General features: G+C 66.9%; 17 protein-coding genes. 9 read left to right on the top strand and 8 right to left on the bottom strand.

What is annotated here, in order from left to right:
* Positions 1-39: 39 nt before the first annotated feature.
* From KF783_RS11190 to KF783_RS11170, 5 genes are all read left to right on the top strand, one after another.
* Entirely contained in the window at positions 40-1,794 is a 1,755-nt protein-coding gene (locus KF783_RS11190; RefSeq protein WP_294079322.1) for an amidohydrolase family protein, read from the top strand.
* Positions 1,791-3,068, top strand: a complete 1,278-nt coding sequence (locus tag KF783_RS11185; RefSeq protein ID WP_294079321.1) for an MFS transporter — start codon at positions 1,791-1,793, stop codon at positions 3,066-3,068. The genes KF783_RS11190 and KF783_RS11185 overlap by 4 nt, the downstream gene beginning before the upstream one ends.
* Positions 3,065-4,150 carry an alcohol dehydrogenase catalytic domain-containing protein gene (locus KF783_RS11180; protein WP_294079320.1) on the top strand — a complete coding sequence of 362 codons (1,086 nt, stop codon included), beginning with the start codon at positions 3,065-3,067 and terminating at the stop codon, positions 4,148-4,150. The genes KF783_RS11185 and KF783_RS11180 overlap by 4 nt, the downstream gene beginning before the upstream one ends.
* Entirely contained in the window at positions 4,116-5,777 is a 1,662-nt protein-coding gene (locus KF783_RS11175; protein WP_294079319.1) for a class I adenylate-forming enzyme family protein, read from the top strand. The genes KF783_RS11180 and KF783_RS11175 overlap by 35 nt, the downstream gene beginning before the upstream one ends.
* Before the next feature lie 94 nt (positions 5,778-5,871).
* The gene (locus KF783_RS11170; protein ID WP_294079317.1) at positions 5,872-6,897 is read left to right on the top strand and encodes a substrate-binding domain-containing protein; all 1,026 of its coding nucleotides are present in this window, start codon (positions 5,872-5,874) and stop codon (positions 6,895-6,897) included.
* 6 nt (positions 6,898-6,903) lie between these two features.
* Here KF783_RS11170 and KF783_RS11165 read toward each other — a convergent pair whose 3' ends face one another.
* The 3 genes from KF783_RS11165 to KF783_RS11155 are packed head-to-tail and all read right to left on the bottom strand — an operon-like array spanning position 6,904 to position 12,403.
* Entirely contained in the window at positions 6,904-8,490 is a 1,587-nt protein-coding gene (locus KF783_RS11165) for a family 43 glycosylhydrolase (RefSeq protein ID WP_294079314.1), read from the bottom strand.
* An 8-nt stretch (positions 8,491-8,498) separates the two neighbouring features.
* Positions 8,499-9,497 carry an alpha/beta hydrolase gene (locus KF783_RS11160; RefSeq protein WP_294079312.1) on the bottom strand — a complete coding sequence of 333 codons (999 nt, stop codon included), beginning with the start codon at positions 9,495-9,497 and terminating at the stop codon, positions 8,499-8,501.
* 35 nt (positions 9,498-9,532) lie between these two features.
* The gene (locus tag KF783_RS11155) at positions 9,533-12,403 is read right to left on the bottom strand and encodes a TonB-dependent receptor (protein ID WP_294079310.1); all 2,871 of its coding nucleotides are present in this window, start codon (positions 12,401-12,403) and stop codon (positions 9,533-9,535) included.
* 474 nt (positions 12,404-12,877) lie between these two features.
* Between KF783_RS11155 and KF783_RS11150 the strand changes: the two genes are divergently transcribed.
* The 4 genes from KF783_RS11150 to KF783_RS11135 all read left to right on the top strand — a co-directional run bounded on the left by KF783_RS11150 (position 12,878) and on the right by KF783_RS11135 (position 19,589).
* Positions 12,878-16,102 (top strand): TonB-dependent receptor, encoded by a 3,225-nt coding sequence (locus tag KF783_RS11150; RefSeq protein WP_294079308.1) that lies wholly within the window; start codon positions 12,878-12,880, stop codon positions 16,100-16,102.
* Entirely contained in the window at positions 16,102-17,415 is a 1,314-nt protein-coding gene (locus tag KF783_RS11145) for a pectate lyase (RefSeq protein WP_294079306.1), read from the top strand. The genes KF783_RS11150 and KF783_RS11145 overlap by 1 nt, the downstream gene beginning before the upstream one ends.
* Positions 17,416-17,453: 38 nt before the next feature.
* Entirely contained in the window at positions 17,454-18,842 is a 1,389-nt protein-coding gene (locus KF783_RS11140) for a pectate lyase (RefSeq protein WP_294079304.1), read from the top strand.
* A gap of 252 nt (positions 18,843-19,094) precedes the next feature.
* A complete protein-coding gene (locus KF783_RS11135) occupies positions 19,095-19,589 on the top strand; it encodes a flavin reductase family protein (RefSeq protein ID WP_294079302.1) in 495 nt (164 codons plus the stop codon).
* 24 nt (positions 19,590-19,613) lie between these two features.
* On the opposite strand, the gene KF783_RS11130 is transcribed toward KF783_RS11135, so the two are convergent.
* The 5 genes from KF783_RS11130 to uxaC are packed head-to-tail and all read right to left on the bottom strand — an operon-like array spanning position 19,614 to position 25,250.
* Positions 19,614-21,164 (bottom strand): carboxylesterase family protein, encoded by a 1,551-nt coding sequence (locus tag KF783_RS11130; protein WP_294079300.1) that lies wholly within the window; start codon positions 21,162-21,164, stop codon positions 19,614-19,616.
* Positions 21,161-22,174, bottom strand: coding sequence for a sugar kinase (locus KF783_RS11125; protein WP_294079297.1), 1,014 nt, complete (start codon positions 22,172-22,174; stop codon positions 21,161-21,163). The genes KF783_RS11130 and KF783_RS11125 overlap by 4 nt, the downstream gene beginning before the upstream one ends.
* A gap of 20 nt (positions 22,175-22,194) precedes the next feature.
* Complete coding sequence (gene kduD, locus KF783_RS11120; protein WP_294079295.1) at positions 22,195-22,950, bottom strand: 2-dehydro-3-deoxy-D-gluconate 5-dehydrogenase KduD; 756 nt, start codon at positions 22,948-22,950, stop codon at positions 22,195-22,197.
* 5 nt (positions 22,951-22,955) lie between these two features.
* Positions 22,956-23,798, bottom strand: coding sequence for a 5-dehydro-4-deoxy-D-glucuronate isomerase (gene kduI, locus KF783_RS11115; protein ID WP_294079293.1), 843 nt, complete (start codon positions 23,796-23,798; stop codon positions 22,956-22,958).
* A 12-nt stretch (positions 23,799-23,810) separates the two neighbouring features.
* Positions 23,811-25,250 carry a glucuronate isomerase gene (gene uxaC, locus KF783_RS11110; protein WP_294079414.1) on the bottom strand — a complete coding sequence of 480 codons (1,440 nt, stop codon included), beginning with the start codon at positions 25,248-25,250 and terminating at the stop codon, positions 23,811-23,813.
* Positions 25,251-25,297: the final 47 nt, after the last annotated feature.

Below are 25,297 nucleotides of genomic sequence, written 5' to 3'. Positions count from 1 at the left end.
GGCGACACGCATCGCGGATCGGCGTGGAGAGGATCGGGTATGGCCAAATATGACATCGTCATTCGTAACGGGACCATCCATGACGGCGAGGGCGGCGCGCCGCGTGTCGCCGATGTCGCGATCGAGGGTCAGGTGATCGCGGCGATCGGGCGGATCGATGGCTCCGGGCGCGAAGAGATCGACGCGACGGGCATGCTGGTGACGCCCGGTTTCGTCGATGTGCATACCCATTATGATGGCCAGGCAAGCTGGAGCGACCGGCTCGGCCCCACCTCGCTGCACGGTGTCACCACCGTCGTCATGGGCAATTGCGGGGTCGGCTTCGCCCCGTGCCGTCCGCATCAGCGCGACATTCTGGTCGAAGTGATGGAGGGTGTCGAGGACGTTCCCGAAGTCGTGATGATCCAGGGTGTTCCCTGGAACTGGGAAACCTTCCCTGACTATCTCGACGCGATGGCCGAACGCCGGCTCGACGTCGATTTCGCCGCGCAGCTGCCGCATTCGGCGCTGCGCGTCTATGTGATGGGCGAGCGCGCCGCGAGTTTCGATCCGCCCACCGCCGACGATCTTGCCCGAATGCGCGAATTGACCGCCGAGGCGATCCGGGCGGGCGCGGTCGGGATATCCACCTCTCGCAACATGCTCCACCGGACGACCCAAGGCGCGCCGATCCCCAGCCTGTTTTCCGAAGAGGTCGAACTCAACGCGCTGGCCGCAGGCCTGTGCGATGCGGGTGCGGGCGTCTTTCAGCTGATCCCGAACGTCGATAATCCGCCCGCCGAAGAATTTCGCCTGATGCGCCGGATCGCGGAAGTCGCGCGGCGTCCGCTTTCCTATTCGCTGATGCAGCTGCCTTCGGGCGATCCCGAGGCGTGGCGCGATTCGATCGACCTGATGGCCCAGGCTGTCGCCGATGGCCTGCCGATCCGCGCGCAGGTGGCGCCGCGTGGCGTCGGGACGCTCTACGGGCTCGACCTCAGCTTCAATCCGTTCATGCTGCATCCGAGTTTCAGGGCGATCGCGCAGTTGCCGTTGGCGGAAAAGGTGGCGCGGATGCGCGATCCGGCGTTCCGCGCACAGCTGTTGTCGGAACAGGCCGATGAATCGGATCCGATGACCTTGCGTCGCATCGCCGGTGCGCGCGAGTCCTACCCGCTCGGCGATCCACCCAATTATGAACCCGATCCTTCGGAGCGGGTCGATCGCAAGGCGGCGGCGCTCGGTAAATCCTATGAGGAGCATGTCTACGACCTGCTGCTCGAGCGCGACGGCAGGGCGCTTTTGTTCTGGCCGGTCGCGAATTACCGCCACGGCGATTCGCGCGCGGTGCGCGAGATGCTCGGCGATCCCAATACCGTCATGGCGCTTGCCGATGGCGGTGCGCATTACGGACTTGTCTGCGATTCGAGCTTTCCGACCTATTTCCTCACCCGCTGGGTCCGCGACGCCAGCGGGGACGAGCGTTTCGATCTTGCCGACGGAATCGCGCAACTGACCGGCAAGCCGGCCGACCTGGTCGGCTTTGGCGATCGCGGCCGATTGAAGCCGGGGTACAAGGCAGATGTGAACGTCATCGATTTCGATCGCCTGACGCTCAGCGCTCCCGAGATGCGGCATGATCTGCCCGCCGGCGGCAAGCGGCTCGATCAAGGGGCCGAGGGCTATGTCGCGACGATCGTGTCGGGCGAGATCACCTATCGGAACGGCGCGCCGACCGGGGCGCTGCCGGGACGGCTGGTACGCGGTCAGCAATCGGCCCCGGCGCCTCGCGCGTTTGCACGTGCCGGCGCATGACCGGCGCGGTCGCGACACCTGAGACGACGATCGTCGCGGATCGCCGGGGCGATGGACTGCGGGGCGGTCTGCTGATCTTCATGGCCGCGTTCGGTCAGTTTCTCGGCGTCGTTCACACGTTTTCGATCGGCACTTTTCTCGGTCCGATCGCGCGGGACACCGGATGGAGTTCGGCCGGTATACTTGGCACGCTGACGATCGTCGGGGTCATCGTCTTTTTCCTCTCGCCGTTGATCGGCATCATCGTCGATCGGGTCGGGTCGCGTCTCGTTGGCCTTTGGGGCCTTGGTCTGTTCGCCGCCGCGCTCGCGGCGCTATCCCTCGCTTCCGGATCGATCTGGAGCTGGTGGGCGGCGTCGATCCTGGTCGGCGTCGCCGCACTCGTCACCAAACCGACCGTGTGGGCCGCCGGCGTCGTCACGCGGTTCACCCGATATCGCGGTATCGCGCTGAGCCTGGCGTTGTGCGGGTCGAGCTTCGCTTCCGCCCTCTGGCCGCTCGTCTCGCATCAGCTGATCGAGGCGTTGGGCTGGCGCGGCGCATACCGGTTGCTTGCGCTGGTATTCGCCATCGGCGCCCTCCCGTTCTTCTGGCTGGCGTTTCGGCCAGGGCGCCCGCCTTCGACCGTCGCGGCACCGGTCGGGCGCAAACCGCTGCTATCGCCGGACGTCCGTGCATTGCTGATGACGGGCCGCTTCGTCCGGCTGGGTGCCGCCGCCTGTCTGGTCACCGGCGCGACGACCGCGTCGGTCGTCAATTTCGTGCCGCTGCTGGGGTCCAAGGGGATCGACAGCGGCGAGGCGGCGTCGATCGCGGTATTCATCGGAATCGCATCGCTGGTCGGACGCGTCTCGACCGGCTTCCTGCTGGACCGCGTCGAGGGTCGGATCGTCGGCCCGATCAGCTTCATTGTGCCGGTGATCGGATGCGTGGCGTTGCTGGCGCGTGATCAGCTTTCTGCGGTCGAGGCCGCAGTCGCCGCGCTGGCTTTCGGCTTCTCGCTCGGTGCCGAACTCGACGTCATCGCCTATCTGATCTCGCGCTATTTCGGCTCGCGCAATTTCGCGACTTTTTTCGGGGTGTTCGCGGGGTTGATGCTGTTGTTCACCGGTCTGGGTCCCCAGGCGACCGCGCTCATCCACGACATGACGGGATCGTTCAATCTCGCGCTGCATGCGATGATCCTCGCGTTTGTCGGCGCGGCGGCCCTCGTCGCGTCGCTCGGCCGCTATCCGGAAGAGCCTGCTGCGGACGCTCCTGGAGCCGCCGCATGACCGTCAGCCGCGCCATGGTCCAGACCGCCGTGCGCCATATGGAAATGGCGCACTTCCCGGTGCCGGAAGCAATCGCACCTGGCCAGATCTTGCTGCGGGTCGAGGCGAATGGAGTCTGCGGCAGCGATGTCAGCCACTATGCCGGATCGTTCGGCGCCGGAAGCGACCGGGAATATCCGGTGGTGCGCGGTCACGAGGCGGTAGGCCATGTCGCGGCGATCACGCCCGAAGCGGTGGCGCGATGGGGTGTCGCCACGGGCGATCGCATCGTCGTCGAACCGGTCGCCCCCTGCCGCCGCTGCGGCCGATGTGCGCGAGAGGCTCCAGAGCTGTGTGAGCGCCGTTTCGTCTACGGGCGCCGGCCGATCGATGCGGATGGTGCGCTATGGGGCGCGTTCTCGGAATATATGCTTGTCCACCCCGGGTCGCGGGTCCACCTGATCCCCGACTCCATCCCGATTGCCGAGGCGGCCCTGCACAATGCGCTGGCGGGCGGCTTTGAATGGACCGTGCGCGCGGCCGGCACCGAACCGGGCGATGATGTCGTCATCCTCGGCCCCGGCCTGCGCGGGATCGCCGGTGCGATGGCCGCGCAGGAAGCGGGCGCCCGCAACATTGTGATGATCGGGCGCGGGGATCCCCGCAAGGCCGAACTGGCCCGTGCATTCGGCGCGACGCACGTGCTCGATTCCCGGACCACGGACATCGTCGCCAGCGTGCGGGAAATCTGCGGCGGTGGCGCGCAGCGGATCGTTGATCTTACGCCCCACGCACCATGGGCGATGAACGCCGCGATCGACATGGCGGCGCTAGGCGCGACCATCGTCGTCGTCGGGGTGAAGGGAGCGCAGGTCCCGATCGCCTCCGATCAGCTTTTGCACAAGGCACTGACCGTCCGGGGCGTGAACGGGCCTGGCGACTGGGGCTATGACCGGGCGATCGAAACGATCGTGGCGCGGCGGCGCCCGCTGCACCTGCTGCATACCCATCGCTTCAGCCTCGACCAGGCCGATCGCGCAATCACAACATTGGAAGGGGGCGGCGCCGATGAGCTCGCGCTTGGCGTCTGTGTCACCGCCTGAGCCGCAACCCGACGATCAGGGATACAAGATGCCGGTCACCGACTATCTCGCTGGACCCGAATGGCGCGAACTCGAACGGACAATGGCGCACGGCCGGCCGATCCTCGCGTGGAAACAGCGCCTGCGCCACGTTCTCGACCTGTGCGATCTGGCGCCCGATCGCGACGATCTCGACCTGATCGTGCAGGGCGACCGGCGGATCAGCTTCTCGGCCTTTCATCGCGCGGTGGCCGCCGCCGCCGAGCGGCTCTCGCGTCTCGGGGTCGCACGTGGCGAGCGGGTGATGATGATCCTCTACAATTGCCCTGAAATCCTGCTGCTCCAATGGGCGGCGTTCCGGATCGGTGCGGTCCCGGTCTTTGGCAATCGCTGGTGGAGCGAACGAGAGGCCGCGGGCGCGATCGCGCGGATCCGGCCGGCGCTGGTGGTGACCGACCTCGACCTGTCCGAATCGATGACGGGCGCGGAGGCGCCGACGCGGCTGCACCCCGCCGACCTTTCGGGCTGGTGGCATGCGCGCGTCGAAGGGCCGGTCGATGATCCGCGCCCGCACACACATGAAGACGATCTTGCCGCGATCGTGTTCACTGCCGGCAGCACAGGTGCGCCCAAGGGGGTCCAGCTTTCGCACCGCATCCTCATCTGGTCGCAACAGACGTTTCACATCCTCCAGAACGGCCGCGCGCCGATCCCGGACGGACCCGGTGGGCAGCGGGTGTCGCTGATGACGACACCAATGTTCCACAACGGCGCGCTCGTCACCGGTATCGCGAACCTGATCGACGGCAACCGCATGGTACTGCTCGAAGGAAAATTCCGGCCCGAAGAGGCGCTCGCCCTGATCGAGCGCGAACGCATTACCGCGTGGCAGGCGGTGCCGACGATGTTCATGCGGTTGATGCAGCATCCCGACTTCGACCGCTACGATACCGACAGTCTCGTTGCGCCGAGTTCGGGCGGGATGCACATCTCCGACACGCTGCTCGCCCAGGTTCGCGCGCGGCTTCCCGCCGCCGCCGACCGTTTCGCCAGCGGCTACGGCATGACGGAGCATGCGTTCATCACGCTCACCACGCTGCCCCAGATCGTCGAGAAGGGCGGCACGGTGGGCAAGGCGATCCCCGGAGTGGAGGTTCGCATCGCAGACCCCGATGCCACGGGGCAGGGGGAATTGCACGTTCGTTCGGCGGCGCTGATGATCGGCTATTGGGAAACCGGCGTGCAACCGATCGACGCCGAGGGCTGGTACGCGACCGGCGACCTGGCCCGGATCGATCCGGACGGATTCATCTTCATCACCGGCCGGGCGAAGGACATGATCATCCGGGGCGGCGAGAACATCTCGTGCGCGCATGTCGAGGCGGCGATGCTGGAACATCCCTGCGTCGCCGAGATCGCGGTCGTCGGCACGCCCGACGAACAGCTTGGCGAAACCGTGGTCGCGTTCGTCCGGCTGCGACCGGATACCGTCGCGACGGCGGACGAACTCTCTACCTTCGCGCGTGAACGTCTCGCCTATTTCTGCGTGCCGCGTGAATGGCGGTTCGAGCGCGAACCGCTTCCGGTGCTCGCAACCGGCAAGCTCGACAAGGTCGCGCTGACCGCGCGCGCCGCATCGGTGCGCTGAGGTCGCTCGGCAATCCGGCGATTGCGGCGGTCGCCGCGCGGACCTAGGGTCGGGCGCGCCGGCGGCGGGCCGGTATCGCGGGATTGCAACAGAGGTGAAGACGCGGCCGCCCACATCGTTCGACGTCGCGGCGCTGGCGGGCGTTTCGCAGCCGACCGTGTCGCTCGCGGTGCGCGATTCGCCGCGGGTCAGCGCGGAGACGCGCGCGCGCATCCTGCGCATCGCACGGGAAATCGGCTATGTTCCCGACCGGCGCGCAATGCGGCTTCGCGGTGCGCGGACGCGGTGCATCGCGCTGGTGATCCTGTTGCCGGACGATCTGAAGCCGCGCGAGGTCAATCCGCTCTATTGGGATCTGATCGCCGCGATCGAGACGGCGGCCGCCGCGCGCGGCTATCGCATCCTGTTGTCGCTTCAGCCCAACGGATCGGACCGCAACTGCGATTTCGAGGCGGAGCGTGACGCGGACGGCACCATCGTTCTCGGCAGTGTCAGCGCCGAACAGGGGTGGGCGCGCTTCGCGGCGCTGAACGCTGAGGGCAGGCGGATCGTCGCCTGGGGCGCGCCGGACATGCGCATTCCCAGCATCCGTTGCGACAACCGCGCCGCCGGCGCACTCGCGGCCGGCCACCTGATCGCCGGTGGGTGTCGCCGTGTCGCGTTCATCGGGCCGGGTCATGCGCACCATGTCGCCTATCAGGATCGGCGAACGGGCTGTGCCGTGCGGCTGGCGGAGGCGGGGCTGGAGCTGATCGACGTCGATCAGGCAGCGACCGGCCCGCGCGAGGCGCAGGGGCGCGCGGCGATCGAGGGCCTGCTCGAGTCCGGAACCCGTTTCGACGGCGTGTTCGCGGCGGGCGACCTGCTCGCCATCGGCGCGCTTTCGGCGTTGCGCGATCGCGGTCTGGCGGTGCCAGAGGATGTCGCGGTGATCGGCTTCGACGGCATCCGCAGCAGCGCGCATGCACGTCCGTCCCTGTCGACCGTCGAACAGGATACCGAAGCCGCCGGCCGCATGCTCGTCGCCGCATTGCTCAGGCGCATCGACGATCAGCCGGCGGAGGACGCCGACGTGCCGGTCAACCTGCGCCAGCGGGCGAGCAGCAGGTCGCCGGGCTGACCCCGGTCAGGCCAGCGCCTCGAACCGGAAATCGGTGAAGCGCGCTTCACCCGCACCCGCCGAATACAGGCCGGGGCGCAGCATCAGGAATCCGCCGCGCACATTGTGGTGGTAGCCGGAAACCTCCATCCCCCGGTCGAAACGCGTCCATGTCCTGCCGCCATCGCCGCTGGTGTCATAGGTGACGATGTGCCGATCGTTGGTCACGCGCATCCGCATCCGGCGGCCATGGGGATTGGCCGGGCGCGCCCGTTCGATGCCATATTGATGGGTCACGAAGCGATCGGCGTCAAAGCCGAGGCCGCAATAGAGCCGGTCGTCATAGAACAGGATCAGACCCGCCGTGCCGCCCGCCGCGACCTCGATCTCGCATTCGAAGCGATAGGCCTGATCCCCCGCGATCAGCAGCAGCGGCGAGGATGAGGAGGGCGCGGTGCCGCGCGCGGCGAGGAACAGCGAACCGTCGGCGACACGCGCGCGCCCGGCCTCGTCAGGCGCCGGTCGGAAGAAATTCCATTTGCGGCCAAGTTCGAGCGTTTGGAACGGGTCCGACAGTGCCATGCCGTGCGGCCCCGAGCGGCTGCCCCCGCGCGGGGCGGGGATCGGCCGGGACAGGTCGCCGCCGCGCATCGCGAACCAGCCGTCCGCCGTCCATTCGACCGGGTCGAGCAGCGTCTGCCGGCCAAGCGTCCAATAGCCATTTTCATAGCCATGATACACGCTCCACCAGTCGCCCGCTGGCCCCTCCACCAACGTGGCGTGGCCGCGCGACCACCATTTCTCCTGCGACGAGGTGGTGCGGACCAGCGGGTTGTGCGGGCAATTCTCCCACGGGCCGTGGAGCGAGCGCGACCGTGCGGCGATCACCATATGGCCGGTCGGCGGCCCCGCGGTGCCGCCGACCGCCGTGACGAGATAGAACCAGCCATTGTGCCGGGTGATCTTGGGTCCCTCGGGCGAAAACCCCTCGACGATCGCGCCGGCGGGATAGCGCCATGGGTCATGGACATGTTCGGGTTCGCCGATCCGGCGCAGACCGTCATCGGACAGCCGCACCCGATCGCCGCCGGACAGGAACAGCCAGCGCGATCCGTCCTCGCCCACTGCATGGCCGGGATCGATATGGTTGGGCAGGTTGAGATCGACCGGATCGCTCCACGGCCCCTCGATCCGGTCGGCCCAGATCACCCAGCTGGTGTTCGGCCCCTTGGTCGGCACGTAGAGGAAATAGCGCCCGCCATGCTTGCACAGTTCGGGCGCCCAGACCGATCCGATATTGCGGGTCAGTGCCGCGCCCACGGGTTGCCAGTTCAACAGGTCGCGCGAATGCCAGATGACCAGACCCGGATAGGAATCAAAGGTCGAGAAGGTCATGTAATAGTCCTTCCCGTCCTTCAGGATCGTCGGGTCGGGATGGTCGCCCGCCATCAGCGGGTTGAGGAAGCGGCCGTCGCCAAGGTCGGGAATGCGCTGATTGTCGAACCCCCGGCGCCGCTGCGGTGCGGCGTCCGCCGTCCTGGCACGGGCAGGTGCGAGTGCCGCGCTGCCACCCGCCAGCGCCGCCCCGATCATGCCGCGTCGGTCGATCCGCATGTCCGCCCCTAAAGGATGAGGCCGCTCGCCCATTCGATGAACAGATCGGGCCATGCCGCGACCGGCTTGCCCAGTGCCTTGCGCAACCCGAAGCCATGGCCGCCATGGGTGAAGAGATGCGTTTCTACCGGTACGCCGCGCGCCCGCAGCGCCGCGCGCAGCATCAGGCTGTTTTCGACCGGAACGACATCGTCGTCCTCGGCATGGACCAGGAAGGTGGGCGGGGCATCGGCCGGCACGTTGAGATCGGGGGAATGCGCCCGTTCGAGCGCCGGAGCCGCATCCGCGCCGACGAGCAGCGCGCGTGAGCCGGGATGGGCATAGGGCGCGCGCATGCTGACGACCGGATAGATCGGCGCTGCCGCCGTCGGGCGGGCCGACAGCCGGTCCGCCGCATCGACCGGCCGATAGGTCGGTGCGGCGAAGCGGGTGAGCAGATCGGCACAGACATGCCCCCCCGCGGAAAAGCCCATCGCCGCGACGCGTGCCGGATCGACGCCATAGTCGCGGGCGCGGTGGCGGATCAGGCGCATCGCGCGCTGCGCGTCGGACAGCGCCACATCCGGTCCCGCCGCCCAGCCTTCGCCGGGCAGTCGATAGAAGAGGACGAAGACGGTGAACCCGCGCGCCGCCAGCCAGCGGCCGAGCTCATATCCTTCCTTGTCGATGACGACCCAGCGATATCCGCCGCCCGGGGTGATCAGCACCGCCGCACCGTTGGGGCGCACCGGGCGGAACACGGTCATGCGCGGGCGGGTGATGCCGAACACCGCGCGATCGGTCAGTTGCTTGTCGGTGCTGCGTTCGTTGACCGTCTCGACCGGGGGGGCGGCCGGCATCCCCGGCGCGCCGCCCGGCCACAGGTCGATCGTTTCGCCCGGTTCGGGCAATCCCGCCGGACCGGGTTTCCCGGCGCCCGGCGGCGGTGTCTGCCCCCGCGCGATCGCGGGCAGCAGCGCGCCCGCGCCGGCGGCGGCAAGGAAGACGCGGCGGCCGGAATCGATCATCGCCCGCTCCCGGTTCGCCATGTCCCCACCTTTCCTCACATCTTGATCCGGGCGCCCAGCAGGAAGGTGCGGCCGAAATGGTTGTTCTCGTAATTGCGCTGGGCGTTGAGGTCGGTCCAGCGCTTGCGATACGCGTCGGTCAGGTTGGTCCCCTCGAGCGAAACCTCGAGATAGTCGGTCACCTTGTACCGCAGCGACGCATCGACGTTGGTGATCGCCTGATACCCCTCGAACACGTTGCCGGTACCCGATCCGCCATCGGTAAAGGGGCTGCGATAGCTGATCGACGCGCGCGCCGAGAACTTGCTGTCCTCATAATAGAGCGTGGCGTTGTACTGGCGCTTCGACAGGCCGTAGAGCGTGTTTTCCACCGTCGTCGATTGCAACGCGCCACCCGCGGTGATCGCGGGCCCCTGCTGCGTATAGTTCGCCGTCGAATCGACGAAGGTCGCGTTCACGATGCCACCGAAATTGGACAGGAAGCCGGGGAGGAACTTGAACGGCGCCTGCAACGCGATCTCGATCCCCTTGAGCGAGGCGCCGGTGCCGTTGCCGGTGGTCGCGATCGTCCAGATCGGCTGCGATTGGAGCGCGGGATTGAGCGCGGCTGGCGACGACGGCACCAGGACCGAGGGCGACAGGCCGGTTTCGGTGAAGGTGCCGGTGCGGGTGATCGACACCGGGAAGCTCGCCACATCCTTCTTGAACAGCGCGACCGAGAAGATCGACTGCGGCGCGAAATACCATTCGAGCGCGACGTCGTAATTGGTGGCGCGGAACGGATCGAGGAACGGGTTACCGCTGGTGACCTTGTAGTTGAAGCCGTCCGCCGACCCGCCCGGCGTCAGATTGCCCAGCGACGGCCGCGTCATCACCTTGGCGATCGCGCCGCGGATGATGATGTCGCGCGAGGGATAGAGCGCGAGGTTGAACGCGGGCAGCCAATCCTCGTAATCGCGCTTCACCGTCACGGTCACGCCGCTGTTGATGCCATAGGATGACTGGTCGGTGCGAACATAGCGGATGCCGGCGTTGACGGCATAGTCGAGGCCGAACAGATCGCCCTTGGCATCGAATTGCAGATAGACGCCCTTGCTCTCCTCCTGAACGCCGCGATTGTTGCCGGTGTCGATCTTCAGCGCGCGGCTGTACAGGTTGGTATAGGCCGCCGCCGCGTCGAGATTGGGGATCAGCCACTGGGTCGTCGTACCGCTGGGCGCGTCCGCCCCCCGGAGCGTGAACAGCTCCGACAGCGCGCTGGTCACCGGGAAGCCATAGACCGCGCTGGGTCCGAACGCCGAAGTCGCCGAACAGGTGATGGTGCCGAGCACCAGGTCGGTGCCGCCATTGCCGCACACCGCCGTGTCGCGGGTATAGGCGACCAGGTCGAAATTGTAGCGCCGCCACACGCCGCCCAGCTTGACCGTAAAGCCGTCGGTCACGTCCCATTCGGTGCGCAGCTGCGCGGTGCGGAACTGGTTCACCACGTTCGAGGGGCGATCGCGGATTTCGGCGAGCTGGAAATTGCCCGGCGTCGTCACGCTGGTCCCGAAGGTCAGCTTGGGGAACCACATGTCGCTATAGTCGAAGCTGTAGCCCTGCGCATCGCGATCGTCGAAGATGATCGTGGTTTCCACCGGCACGTCGGCCTTGGACCGCGAGTAGCCGCCCAGCATGGTGAAACGGAAATTGTCGCCGACTTGCTGGTCCCAGGTGCCGCCGATCTGATAGAATTCGGTCGAGCTCTTCTTCAGATAATGTTCGGTGCGCACCCAGGCGTCGTTGAGCGTCGCCGAGATCATGTTGCCGTTGCTGTCATAGGTCGGATTGACCACGTCGATCGACCGCTCGTTGGAACGCAGCAGCACCTCGCCCCATTTTTCGCGGCGGTCGTCCTTGAACTTGGAATAGAGCGCGTCGATCGACAGCTGGGTCTTGTCGCTTGGCGCCCACTGGATCGAACCCGTCAGGCCCAGACGCTCGCGATAGTGCGACACCTCGCCATAGCGCGGGATACGCGGGTGAAAGGCGAGAGCTGCGGTATCGCACGCGGCGACCCGACCGGGCGTGTAGACGCCGCCCGAATTGGCGACGCCGATGCCGCTGGTCGCGGTGGTGGTCCAGCAGGGCGTGCCGTTCACCGAATCGAACCGCGCCTGCGCCCAGCGGACAGTGTTGTTGCCGATCTCCCGCGTGGTCGTCTTCTGATAGGCGGCCGACACCGATGCGCCAAGCGTGCCGTCGGGCGACTTCCAGCCCAGCAGGCCGGCGACGCGCGGCCCCCAGGTCTTGGCGAGATCGTTATAGGACCCCTGGGCCGATGCGGCAAAGGTGAAGCCTTCCTTGCCCTTCAGCGGGTTGCCGGTGTTGAGATCGACCACCGCGCCGAGCGAGCCTTCGTCCAGATCGGCGGAGGCGGTCTTGTGGACGACGATCGAGCTGAACAGCTCAGACGCGAAGACGTTGAAATCGAACGCGCGGTCGCGATTGGCAGAGGCGCCGTCGGAGCTGGTGGTGATCGTTTCCAGTCCGTTCACGCGAACCCGGGTGAATTGCGAGCCAAGGCCGCGAACGGTGATCGCGCGTCCTTCGCCGCCGTCGCGCTGGATCGCGATGCCGGGAATGCGCTGGAGCGATTCGGCCAGATTCTGGTCGGGAAACTTCGCGATGTCTTCGGCGACGATCGCATCGACCGCAGCTACCGAATCGCGCTTCACGTTGAGCGCGGCGTCGAGCGACGCGCGAAATCCGGTGACGACGATGCCGCCATCTTCGGCCCCCTGGTCCGCAGCGGCGGGATCCTGCGTCGCCGGGGCATCCTGTGCCTGAGCGGCGGTGGCGATGACGAGCGCGGACGCGGCGATGAGGAAACGGGCGCCATTGCGGCGATACTGAGTGTCTCGCATTCTAATTCCCCTCTCAGACGGCGTCGATGACACCGTTCGCATTTTTGCCTCGAAACGCCTTGGCCGCGTCGAAGCGAAACGATGGAAAGAGGGAGCCGAGCGCAGGGATCGCGTCGTGCTCAGGCCATCCTCCTCCTGTACCGCCATGTGCTCATGGTCGGGTCCCGGCGTCCGACAACAGAAACCGGTGTCATTACTTTTTCCGCGATTCCTCGGCGCAAGTCAAGTTTGCCCCTGATCGGACCTCGGTAGCAGCGAAAATGACCGCGAAAGCGCCGGATTTCCATCAGCTTCGTTCCGAATCTCGCCCGGGTGAACGAACGGGATTGAAATGCGGCGACAGCGCTGATACCGGTGTCATTCAACGGGCGGTCCACATGCCCGAAGCCGATAAGATTTCGAGGGGGAGGTTCTATGTCATCGGGGCATTTTCGTTTCGCGTGCCGGTCGTCGGCTTTTGCGCTGGCGCTGGGCATGGCGTTCGCCGCGCCGGCCTGGGCGTCGGGCCAGACGGGTGGCGAACCGCAAAAGCCGGCGGCCGAGGACGCGACCGCGCAGGATGAGGACAAGGCCGATGGCGGTGAGCTCGTCGTCACCGGCTATCGCGCCAGCCTCGCCAGTGCGCTGAGTCAGAAACGGCGCGCCGACCAGATCGTCGATTCGATCACCGCCGAGGACATCGCCGACTTCCCCGACGCCAATATCGCCGAGTCGATCCAGCGCCTGCCCGGCGTGTCGATCGATCGCGACAATGGCGAGGGGCGGACGATTACGGTGCGCGGCCTGGGCGGTGATTTCCAGAGCGTGCTCCTGAACGGGGCGGACGCGCAGAATGTTTCGGGCGGCAATCAGTCCGACGCCGGGGCAAACCGCTCGCGCGGGTTCGATTTCAACACCTTCGCGTCCGAACTGTTCAGCGGGGTCAAGATCAGCAAGTCGGTCACCGCCGCCAATGAGGAAGGGTCGCTCGGCGCGATCATCGATCTCACCACCGGCCGGCCGCTCGCCTATAAGAAGGATCGGCTCGCGCTGGGCGTGGAAGCCGAATATCGCGAGAATGGATCGACCTGGAACCCGCGGCTGACGGCGCTGGTCTCAAAGCGGCTGGCGGACAATTTCGGCGTGATGGCGACCGTCGCCTTTCAGGACCAGGGTCAGCAGATCGACAGCTATCGCCGCAATCCCGGCCAGTTCGAATATGCCTATCGTAATGCGCAGCATGCCGGCAAATCGCCGAACGTGTTCGGCTTCGCCCAGCCGGCCGGCGCCGGCACCGGGGCGACCTATGGGTCGAACCCCGCCGCCTATGCGCTGATTGCGCCCGATACCATCATTCCGGCGCTGCCCTCGATCGGTCGGCAGGAACTGGACTATGACCGGCTGGGCATGACCTTCACCGCCCAGTGGCAGCCGAGCTCGCGGACGGAAATCGTCGGCGACTTCGTCTATTCGCGGTATCGCCAGACGTCGAACTCGCTCGGCATCACCACGATCGGCCTCAACCGCAACGGAACCAACACGCGGGCGCAGCAGAATACGCTGCGGGCGATCAACACGGCGAACGGCCTGGCCGACCGGCGTGCGCTCTATCCGCGCTGCGACGCCAGCGCCGCGCTCGATTGCGGGCAGCAGCTCTATGGCAACACGCTCGTCGCCGGCACGCGCGCCAGCTACAATCCCTATAATCTGGACCCGTTCGACTATTACAACGCGACGGTTTCGCCAGGCTATATCCCGAGTGCCAACGGCACCGCTTATTATGACGAATTGATCGGCCGCCCCTCGACCAAGATCCGCGAGGCGCATGTCAATGCGGCGGGACAGGCCGATTATCTCGTCCTCGACGATGTCGACTGGCGCAGCTTCGCCGATTCGCAGACCGGCCAGACCGATTTCAAACAGGCGACGATCAACATCAGTCACGAATTCTCGGATCGTCTGCGGGTCGAGATGACCGGCGGCTGGTCACGCTCCGAATTCCGCGGCGTCGGCCTGCTGGCCGAATTCAACGCGATCGATCGCGACGGCTATGTCTTCGACGACCGCGCGGGCGGGAAGATGCCGGTGTTCAACCCCGGCTTCGACGTGTCGGACCCCAATCAGTGGACGCTGGTCAAGGGGCTGTCGACGATCCGCTACTTCACCAACGAGGTGAACAACGAATTCCGTGTCGGCCGCGCCAACTTCGCCTGGGAACTGAACGATCAGTTCAAATTGCGGTTCGGCGGCACGTACAAGGAATTCGCGTTCGACAGCGCGCAGGGGCGGCGCAATTCGGGGATCGAGGCGATCAACCCGACGCTGCTCGAGGCGGGGCTGAAGATCACAGATCTGGGCAAGACGGTCGGTTTTGGCCAGGGGCTGACGGTGCCGGCGGGAACGCCGACCAGCTTCTATGCCCCGGACCTCGACAAGTTCCGCAGCTATTTCTCGATCGACTGCAACTGCATCAACAAATGGGGCGACTATCGCGCCCAGGCGGACGGGCGTGAGCGCAACGCCGTGACCGAGCGCGACATGGCCGGCTTCGTCCAGATGGATTTCGACATCGACCTGATGGGGCGGCGGCTGCGCGGAAATGTCGGCGTTCGCGTCGCCAATACGCGGGTCGATGGCACCGGCTCGGTCGGCGGTGCGGCCAATGGCGCGCTCGGCACGATCGTGACCGCGCGCAACGAATATACCGACATCCTGCCGGCGGGGAACCTGACCTGGGAGGTGGCAGGCAATTTCCTGATCCGCGCGGCGGCGGCCAAGACGATGTCGCGGCCACAGCTTTCGGCGTTGACGCCCGGGACGACCTCGTTCCCGAGCGGACTTACCGTCGGCGGGTCGGCGCCGTCGATCACCGTCGGCAACCCCTATCTCAGCCCGTTCCGATCGACCAATCTGGACCTCAGCTTCGAACATTATTTCGGTTCGAACGGCTTTCTCGGCCTCGCGCTGTTCCAGAAGAAGATCGATTCCTTCCCGCAGCAGGTGGCCGGCGAGTTCGCGTTGCAGGACGTGTATGAACAGGCGATCGTCGATCAGATCCTGGCGAATGTGACGAGCCCGACGCTCGCCCAGTACATCACCGATGGCGGGGTGTTCGCGGTGCGCCAGTTCAACGACGCGCCCGGCGGCACCATTCGCGGGCTGGAGGTGAACGTTCAGTCGAACTTCTTCTTCCTGCCCGGCTTCCTCCAGCGGTTCGGCGTGACCGCCAACTACACCTATATCGATTCGAAACTGAGCTACCTCACCGGGACCGCGCTCTCGACCACGCAGGGTCAGACCGGATCGACGGCGGTGAACAGCTTTGCGAGCGCGCCGTTCCTCAACACGTCGCCGCATTCGTTCAACGCGACGGTCTATTATGAATATGGGCCGCTCAAGGCGCGCGTGTCGGGCGCCTACCGGATGCGCTACGTCAACCGCTTCCCGCTGTCGTCGGGAACCTGCGCGGTCGGCACCACCACCAATGCGGGCGGTCCCTGCAACTCGCCGGTGGTCGCGGATTTCGGCTATAACGAGGATACGTTCAATCTCGACTTCTCGATGTCCTATGCGATCACGACGGCGCTCAGCGTCTCGCTCGAGGCGCGCAACCTCACCAACACCCCGCAATACCGGACGATGTACGAAGCGAACCCGGTGACCAACAGCTATGCCAGCACCGGACGGATCGTCACCATCGGCGCGCGCGCGGTGTTCTGATGCCGGTCGCGCTCCTGCTCCTCGCCGCGGCCGCGACGACGGCGGTGCCATTGCCCGCCTTTCCGGGTGCCGAAGGGGCAGGAGCCATCGCGCTCGGCGGGCGCGGGGGCCGGGTGCTGATCGTCACCAGCCTAGAGGACGATGGCGCCGGCACCCTGCGTGCGGCGGTGGAGGCTGTGGGACCGCGTATCATCGTGTTTGCGGTTTCCGGCACGATCCAGCTCAAAAAGCCGCTGGTCGTGCGGGCGGGGCGGGTGACCATCGCGGGGCAGAGCGCCCCGGGCGATGGCGTCACCCTGCGCGATTTTCCGCTGATCGTTCAGGCGGACGACGTCGTGATCCGCTTCATCCGTTCGCGGCTGGGCGATGAATCAAGGACGCAGGACGATGCGATCTGGGTGCGTGACGGTCGGCGGATCATCCTCGACCATGTCTCGGCAAGCTGGTCGGTGGACGAAACGCTGTCGGTGTCCGGCAACTATGCCCGGCCGGACGAGGGCTGGTACGACGTCACCGTGCAATGGTCGATCATCGCCAATTCGCTCGCCCATTCGCTTCATGCCAAGGGTGCGCACGGCTATGGCAGCCTGATCCGCGGCGGGCGTGGGGCGCGGGCGAGCTTTCACCACAATCTGTGGGCGAACCACAGCGCGCGGATGCCGCGGCCGGGCAATTACGCATCGGCCGATGCCGATCCCGACGGCGCCTATTTCGATTTCCGCTGCAACCTCTTTTACAATTGGGGTGGCGGACGATCGGGCTACAATGCCGATACGTTGAGCCTGTCGCGCTATAATTTCGTGGGTAACGCCTATCTGCGCGGCCCGCAGTCGGCAAAGCCGATCGCGTTCGACGAGGGCGATCCGCGCGCGAAATCCTATTTCGCCGACAATGCGATGGACGGGAAGGTGCCGGCCGATCCCTGGTCGCTGGTCACCGGCATCGTCGATCCCGCGCAGAAACTCGCGGCGCCCGTGCCGATGCCGCCGGTCAGCTGTGCCGGGGCGGGGACGGTCGAGGCGGCGGTGCTCGCCAGCGCGGGCGCGTCGCGCAGCCGTGACGCGATCGATGCGGCGGTGATCGCCGGCGTGCGCAGCCGCACCGGAAGCCATATCGACAGCCAGCGCGAAATGGGCGGCTGGCCGGCGCTGCGCTCGACCGCGCCGCCACGCGACAGCGATGGCGACGGCATGCCCGACGCCTGGGAACGCAGGCACGGCCTGGATCCCGCGCGCGACGATTCGGCGGGCGATCGCGACGGCGACGGCTACACCAATATCGAAACCTATCTGAACGAGCTGGCGGGCGGATAATCCCCCCCTCCCACCGGCCAGTGTAGAGGAGTATCAGGATGAAGCTCATATTCGCGACCGCGATCGCCGGCGCCGCCATGTTCGCGGCCGTCACCGCCCCGGCCAATGCACGTCCCGGCACGCCGCCCGCTGCGACCGCCAGCCCCGCCTTTCCGGGCGCGGTGGGCTGGGCGGCGGTGACGCAGGGGGGGCGCGGCGGCAGGATCATCCGCGTCACCAACCTCAACGCGGACGGCCCCGGCAGCTTCAAGGCCGCGCTCGACGCGAAGGGGCCGCGCATCGTCGTGTTCGAGGTCGGCGGCGTCATCGACATGGGGCTGAAGACCTGGGAGGTGAAGGAACCCTATCTCACCATCGCCGGCCAGACCGCGCCGTCGCCGGGCATCACCCTGATCCGCGGCGGTATCGACATGAAGGCGCATGACGTGATCGTTCGCCACATCCGGATTCGCACCGGCGTGGATGGCCAGGCCCGGATGAGCGGATGGGAGGCGGATGCCTTTTCGACGGTCGGTGGCGCCTATAATGTGATCGTCGATCATTGCACGATGAGCTGGGCGGTGGACGAGAACCTGTCCGCTTCCGGCCCCCGGTTCAACGGCAAGGACGTGACCGAGTGGCGCAGGAATACCAGCCACAACATCACCTTCAGCTACAATCTTCTCTCGGAAGGGCTCGCGAATGCCAGCCATCCCAAGGGCGAACATTCAAAGGGGTCGCTGATCCACGACAATGCGACCGGCATCCTGATCTATCGCAACATCTATGCGCATAATGTCGAGCGCAGCCCGCTGCTGAAGGGCGGCGTCCAGGCGGCGGTGGTCAACAACCTGATCTATGATCCCGGCCGGCGAGCGGTACATTACAACCTGATGGCACTCGAATGGGCGGGCCATCCCTATGTCACCGGCGAGCTGTCGGCGGTCGGCAATGTGATGCGCGCCGGCCCCTCGACCGAGGATGGGCTGCCGTTCCTCATGCTGGGTGGGGACGGCGATCTGCGTTATCACGGCAGCGACAACATCGCGGTGGACAAGCATGGCAAGTCGCTGCCGATGTTCGGACGCTATGGCGAGACGCGCGCGCGGCTGATCGAGGAAAAGACCCCGCCGGTCTGGCCGGCCGGCCTGCCGGTGATGCCGACCCGCGACGTCGAAACGCATGTGCTCGCCAATGCCGGCGCGCGGCCCTGGGATCGCGACGCCAACGATATCCGCGTGCTGTTCTTCGTCGCCGAGGGACGCGGCGACATCATCGACGATGAGAAACAGGTCGGCGGCTATCCCAAGATGGCCCCCAGCCAGGCGCCCTTTGTCGAGGCCGACTGGAACCTCGATACGATGGAGCCGAAGTCGGGTCGGTATCCGGGGCAGAAGGGGCCGATCCAGGAAAGCCTGTCGCCGCGTGACAAGGCGATGCGCAACTGACCGGAGCGTGACGCCCCGACCGCCGCGCGCATGCCGGCCTTGGCGGGGGCTGGGGCTGGGGCTGGGGTGCCGGCACGCCCGAACCGGGCGACCGCCGGCGGGCATTTCCGCCGGGATGACGGACGACGCCGCGCGTTCGGGGATCGACACGTCCGGTAAAGAATGCGACGGTGCGCGGGTGATGACGTTCCCTACGGTCGGCCACCCGGTTCGGGTCGCGAACACCCGGTCGCCCTTTGCCCCTTTGCGCACATGATCGACCCGTCCGACCATTCCGGCGATGCGATTCCGGTGCTGTTCCGCACGGCGATGCGGCGGCTCGCCTCGACCGTCGCGATCGTCTGCGCGCGCGGCGACGATGGCCCGGTCGGCATGGCGGCGACGTCGATCACCTCGCTCAGCGTCGATCCCCCCGCGGTCCTGGTGTGCGTGAACCGCGCGGCGTCGCTCCACGCCCTGCTGGTCCCGGCCGCCCCGCTCTCGGTCAGCCTGCTCTCACGCGATCAGCATGAAGTGTCGGCCGCATTCGGCGGCGGCCTGCCCCGTGACGAGCGGTTCGGCGTCGGCAGCTGGGTCGAGGATGCGAGCGGCCTGCCCGCGCTTGAGGGGGCGCAGGCCAATCTGCGCTGCGTGGTCGATGCGCTGCTCGCCTACGGAACGCACAGCATCGCGATCGCGCGGGTGATCGGGGTGCGGGTCAGCGATACGGTGGCGCCGCTCATCTATCAGGACGGCGGCTATCTGTAGCCCTATCGGGCGGGCGCGGCGGGTTCAGCTTCCCGGCTGGATATAGGGGACGCGCGCGAACAGGTCGCGCTGCCACCGGCGCGGATCATTCTCGACCCGGCTTTGCGCGTCAAAGATCATCGTCGCCCGATCGGCCAGCATGTGCTTTGGCCAGGCCGGGATGCCCGCGCCGTTCGGGTCACCGTTCGCGGCCAGGTTGACGAACGCCCGCTGCATCGCGGCCGACACCGCCTGCGCGCCCGGCCCGGTTCCCGAGACGGTGCCTTCCGCGCCGATCGTGCCGAACACCAGCGGGATGTCATGGGTGTGCGCCGCGCCGCGTTCGGGCGCGACGGGCGAGGCGAAATCGAGTTGGTACACCCAGGCAGGAACACCGGCCTTTGCCCGCTCCTCCGCCTCGATCACCTGGCCGCGCCAGCTGCGCCCGGCGGTCGTCGCGGCGTAAAACACCTGTTGGGGCGTCCAGCCGGGGAAGCGTGCGCGATATTGCGCGACGACCCATTCGGGATGGATGTCGATGCGCAGCTGTGGCGCCATGCGTTCGGCGAGGTTCGCCCAGTCGAGCGTGCGGACGGCGGGGCCGTTGGGATCGATGAACGCGCGCGTTTCGTCATGGGTATTGCCCAGGATCATCGGAATCGCGTTGCCCAGCGGATTGGCGTCGGGCCAGAAGGGGTGGCGCGTCAGCCACTTCATGTCGAGCACCGGCCCCATATAGACGCCGCCGCCCAGGACCGGATCCTCGGCCGCCAGCCCCTGTTCGACCAGTTTGCGCACCGGCATGTCGATCAGATCGCCGGGAGTGGCATTCAGCTTGGCCAGCAGCGCGCGGGCGCGGGCGGTGGCGTTCAGCGGGCCGCTGGCGGTGATCTGTTGCCCGCTCATCGTCGCGGCGCGGTGGAACAGCCCGGATGCGGCGGGCATGCCCATCAGTGTCGCGATCTTGGCCCCGCCGCCCGACTGGCCGAAGACCATCACCCGCGCGGGATCGCCGCCGAACCCGGCGATATTGTCGCGGATCCAGCGCAGCGCGAGGATGAGGTCGAGCTGGCCCAGATTGCCGCTGTCGGGAAACCGCGGATCGAGCCGCGCGAGATAGAGATAGCCGAGCGCGTTGAGCCGGTGGTTCACGGTGACGACGACGACATCGCCCCGTTCGGCGAGGGTCGCGCCTACGAGCTGCGGCTCGATCACGGTGCCGTTCGAATAGGCGCCGCCGTGGAAATACACCATTACCGGACGTCGCGCGCCCGGCGTCGCCAAGGGGGTCCACACGTTGAGGAACAGGCAATCCTCCGCCTGTCCGGACAGGCTGTTGCGCTGGGGGCAACTGGCCGCGAAGGCGGTGGCGGCCAGCGTCTCGCGCACCGGTGCCGGCGCGCGCGCCGGGCGAAAGCGGGTAGTGGAGGTGTCGGCGCCATAGCGGATGCCGAGAAACGCCTGCACCGCGCCCTCGCGCCTTCCCCGCCAGCGGCCGGTGGTGCCGGTCGCGACGGGATCTTCCCCTGCCATGGCAAAGCCCGGCGAGGCGGCCAGTGCCGCCCCCGCGCCCAGCAGCGTGCGCCGCGCGATCATCGCCGCACGTCCAGCCCGCCCGCCAGAAAGGCGTCGATATCGCCTTGTCCGAACAGGCTGGCATCGCCCGGCAGGGAATGTTTGAGGCAGGCGAGCGCAAGCCCCGATGCCACCGTCGCTTCAAGATCGCGATGGGTGAGGATGCCGTGCAGGATGCCGGCGGCAAAGGCATCGCCGCCACCGATCCGATCGACGATTCCGGCGACCACCACCTCATCGGTCTGATATCCGCGCTCCCGCGTATCGATCCGTCCGGCGATGCGGTGCCGATCGGCATCGTCGATATGGCGCGCGGTCGATGCGATCCGTTTGAGGTTGGGGAAGGCGGCGAACGCCGCTTCGGCGGCCTCGCGCCGGCGGTCGGGACCATCGCCCGAAAAGTCGCGGCCGAGCAGCAGCGAGACATCGCGATGGTTGCCGAACAGCGTGTCGGCCATGCCGACCAGCCGGGTCAGCACATCGCGCGGATCGCTGTCCCATGCCTCCCACAGTCGGGCGCGGTAGTTGCCGTCGAAGCTGATCGGCACGCCCAGGTCCCGCGCGGTCGTTGCTGCGGCGATTGCTGCGGCCGATGCTGCGGGGCCGAGTGCGGGGGTGATGCCCGACAGGTGCAGCATGCCCGCACCGGCGAGGATCGTGCGCCAGTCGAACGCGTCGGCCGGCGCGGTCGCGAAACTTGATCCGGCGCGGTCATAGACGATGTCGGATGCGCGCAGTCCGGCCCCGACCGAGAGGAAATAAAGGCCCATTCGTCCGTCGCGGCGCTGGATCGCGGCCGTATCGACGCCCTGACCCCGAACGAAGCGGACCGCCGCTTCGCCCAGCGGGTTGGCCGGCACCGCACTGACCATCGCCACCGGGTGATCGAGATTGGCGAGGCCGATGGCGACATTCGCCTCCGCCCCGCCGACATGCACGTCGAACGCGCCCGTCTGAAGCAGCAGCTCGCGCCCCGGTGCGGTCAGGCGGAGGAGGAGTTCGCCGAAACAGACGATGCGGCCGTCGGTCATCTTTTCCCTTTCGTGCCGGCTCAGCGCGCCAGCCATCCGCCATCGACGGCGAGGATATGGCCCTGCACATAGTTCGACGCGGACGAGGCGAGGAACACCGCCGCGCCGCCCAGATCCGCCGGATCGCCCCAGCGCGCCGCCGGAATGCGTTCGAGGATCTGGCGGTTGCGGGTCTCGTCGGCCTGCAATGCCTCGGTGTTGTTCGTCGCGATATAGCCCGGGGCGATCGCGTTGACGCAGATGCCCCTTGGCGCCCATTCGTTCGCCAGCAATTTGGTCAGGCCGCCGACGCCGGATTTGGAGGCGGTGTAGCTGGGTACGCGAATTCCGCCCTGGAACGTCAGCATCGAGGCGATGTTGATGATCTTGCCCCCGCCATGGGCGATCATGTGGCGGGCGGCGGCCTGGCTGAGGAAGAACACCGATTTCAGATTGGTGTCGATCACCGCGTCCCAGTCCGCCTCGGTGAAATCGACGCTGTCGGCGCGGCGGATGATCCCGGCATTGTTGACCAGGATATCGAGCCGACCGAGTTGCCCGACCGTTTCGTCAACGATCCGCCGGACCGGTTCGATGGTCGAAAGGTCGGCGGAGACGATCACCGCGCGGCGGCCCAGCGCATGGATTTTCTCCACCGTTTCGGTCGCCGGCGATCGGCCCACGGCGGCGATATCGGCGCCCGCCGCGGCGAGCGCCACGGCGATGCCCTGGCCGATCCCGGTATTCGCGCCGGTGACGATGGCGACCTTGCCGGAAAGATCGAAGGGATTGCCCATCGCGATCAGGCCAGCTGACAGATGTCGAGGACGTTCATGTCGGTATAGTCCTGGTTCTCGCCGGCCATCGCCCAGATAAACGCATAGGATTTGGTGCCGGCGCCCATGTGGATCGACCAGGGCGGGCTGATCACCGCTTCCTCGTTCTGCATCACGATATGGCGGGTCGCCTCGCCCTCGCCCATGAAGTGCATGACCCGGTCGGTGTCGAGATTGTCGAGTTCGAAATAGAAATAGATCTCGCTCCGGCGCTCGTGAATGTGCGGCGGCATGGTGTTCCACACGCTGCCTTCCTTCAACACCGTCAGCCCCATCACCAGCTGGGCGCTGTCGCAGATGCCGGGAATGACCAGCTGATAGATGGTGCGCGCGTTCGATTCGGCCAGGCTGCCGCGATCGAGCGCGTTGGCGTCGGCGATGCCGAGCTTGCGGGTGGTGAAGCCCTTATGCGCCGGGCAGGAGGCGAGGTAGAAGCGCGCGCCGTTGCCCGCGAATTCGACCTGCTGCGCGCCCATGGTGACATAGAGGCAATCCTTGTTGCCGAGCGTGAAGCTTTCGCCATCGACGGTGACGGTGCCATCGACGCTGCCGACATTGACCACCGCCATCTCGCGCCGTTCGAGGAACGGGTGTCCCTTCGCGCTGGCCGGTTCCTCCTGCGCCGGCAGCTGCACCGGCGCCGCGCCGACCGCGACCCCGCCGATCACGAACCGATCGGCATGGGTATAGTTCAGCACGCATTCGCCGTCCCGGAACAGGCCCTGGATCAGGTAGCGATCGCGCAGTTCGTCATTGGAGACGCACTCCATCATATCGGGGTGGGTGGCGTAATAGGTACGATCGAACATGATGTGCTCCAGTCAGGCCGCTGCGGCAGCCGGGGTGAACGGGTCCAGCTTGTACGCCTTGCGCACGAGCGTCGAAGTCAGGTCGAGCGCCAGCTCGGCCGCCTCCCAGTCCTGCATCCGCCCTTCGGCGACGAGGCGGGCGAGAAAGGCGCAATCGACGCGCCGCGCGACGTCGTGCCGCGCCGGGATCGACAGAAAGGCGCGGGTGTCGTCGTTGAACCCGACGCCGTTGTAGAATCCCGCGGTTTCGGTCGTCATCTCGCGGAACCGGCGCATGCCCTCGGGACTGTCGTGGAACCACCAGGCCGGGCCGAGGCGCAGGCAGGGATAATGGCCGGCGAGCGGCGCGAGTTCGCGCGCATAGGTGCTTTCGTCCAGCGTGAAGAGGATGACCGTCAGGTCGCGCGCGTTGCCGACGACATCGAGCATCGGCTTGAGCGCGTTGACATAATCGGTGCGCATGGGGATGTCCGCCCCCTTGTCGCGACCATGGCTCGCGAACAGCCGAGCATTGTGGTTGCGGCACGATCCGGGATGGATCTGCATCGTCATCCCGTCCTCGACGCTCATCTTGGCCATTTCGGTGAGCATCTGGGCGCGGAACAGCTCGGCATCGGCCGCGTCCCAGCTTCCCCCCACGATCCGCGCGAACAGCGCTTCGCATTCGGCGCCGGAGAGGTTCGCGGTCTGGGCGGTCGCGAAGCCGTGATCGGTCGCGGTGGCGCCGGCAGCGCGGAAATCGGCGCGGCGTGCGCGGTGCGCGTCGAGATAGCCCGGCCAGCTATGCACGTCCCGTCCGGTCAGGTCGGCAAAGGCCGCCATCGCGCCGGCGAACGCCTCATGCTCGACATCGATCACCGCGTCCGGGCGATAGGTGGTGACGACCCTGCCGCCCCACCCCGACTGGCGGATCGCGGCATGATGGTGCAGCGGATCGTCCGCTCCCTCCGTCGTCGCCAGGAAATCGATCCGGAACCGTTCGAACAGCGCCCGGGGGCGAAAGGCCGGTGTCGCCAGGGCTTCGTTGATCGCGTCGTAACAGGCGTCGGCGGTCGCCGCGCTCAGCAGGCGGTCGAGGCCGAACACGTCGGCGAAGACATGATCGAGCCACATCCGCGACGGCGTGCCGCGAAACAGGTGATAATGGCTGGCGAAGACCCGCCAGGCCGCGCGCGGATCGGTGGCCGGGACGCCGTCCCTGCGCGGAACCCGCAGCGCGTCGAGGTCGATGCCCTGGCTATAGAGCATGCGGAACACATAATGATCGGGCGCGAGCAGCAGCTCGGTCGCATCCTTCCAGGGATCGTTGGTGGCGAACCAGGCCGGATCGGTATGGCCGTGCGGACTGACGATCGGCAGGTCCGCGACCTGCGCGTAGAGCGCGCGCGCCACGTCGCGCGTGCCGGGATCGGCCGGAAACAGCCGGTCAGGATCGAGGTGCAGCGGATGCACGGGTTCAGGCTTCCTCTCCAAGAGCGCTAATGGTAACCGGTGTCAGA

The organism is Sphingomonas sp. (genome assembly GCF_019635455.1).
Lineage (GTDB): Bacteria > Pseudomonadota > Alphaproteobacteria > Sphingomonadales > Sphingomonadaceae > Sphingomonas.
Note: the sequence above shows the minus strand (reverse complement) of the source record. Positions and strands in the feature narration are given on the sequence as shown.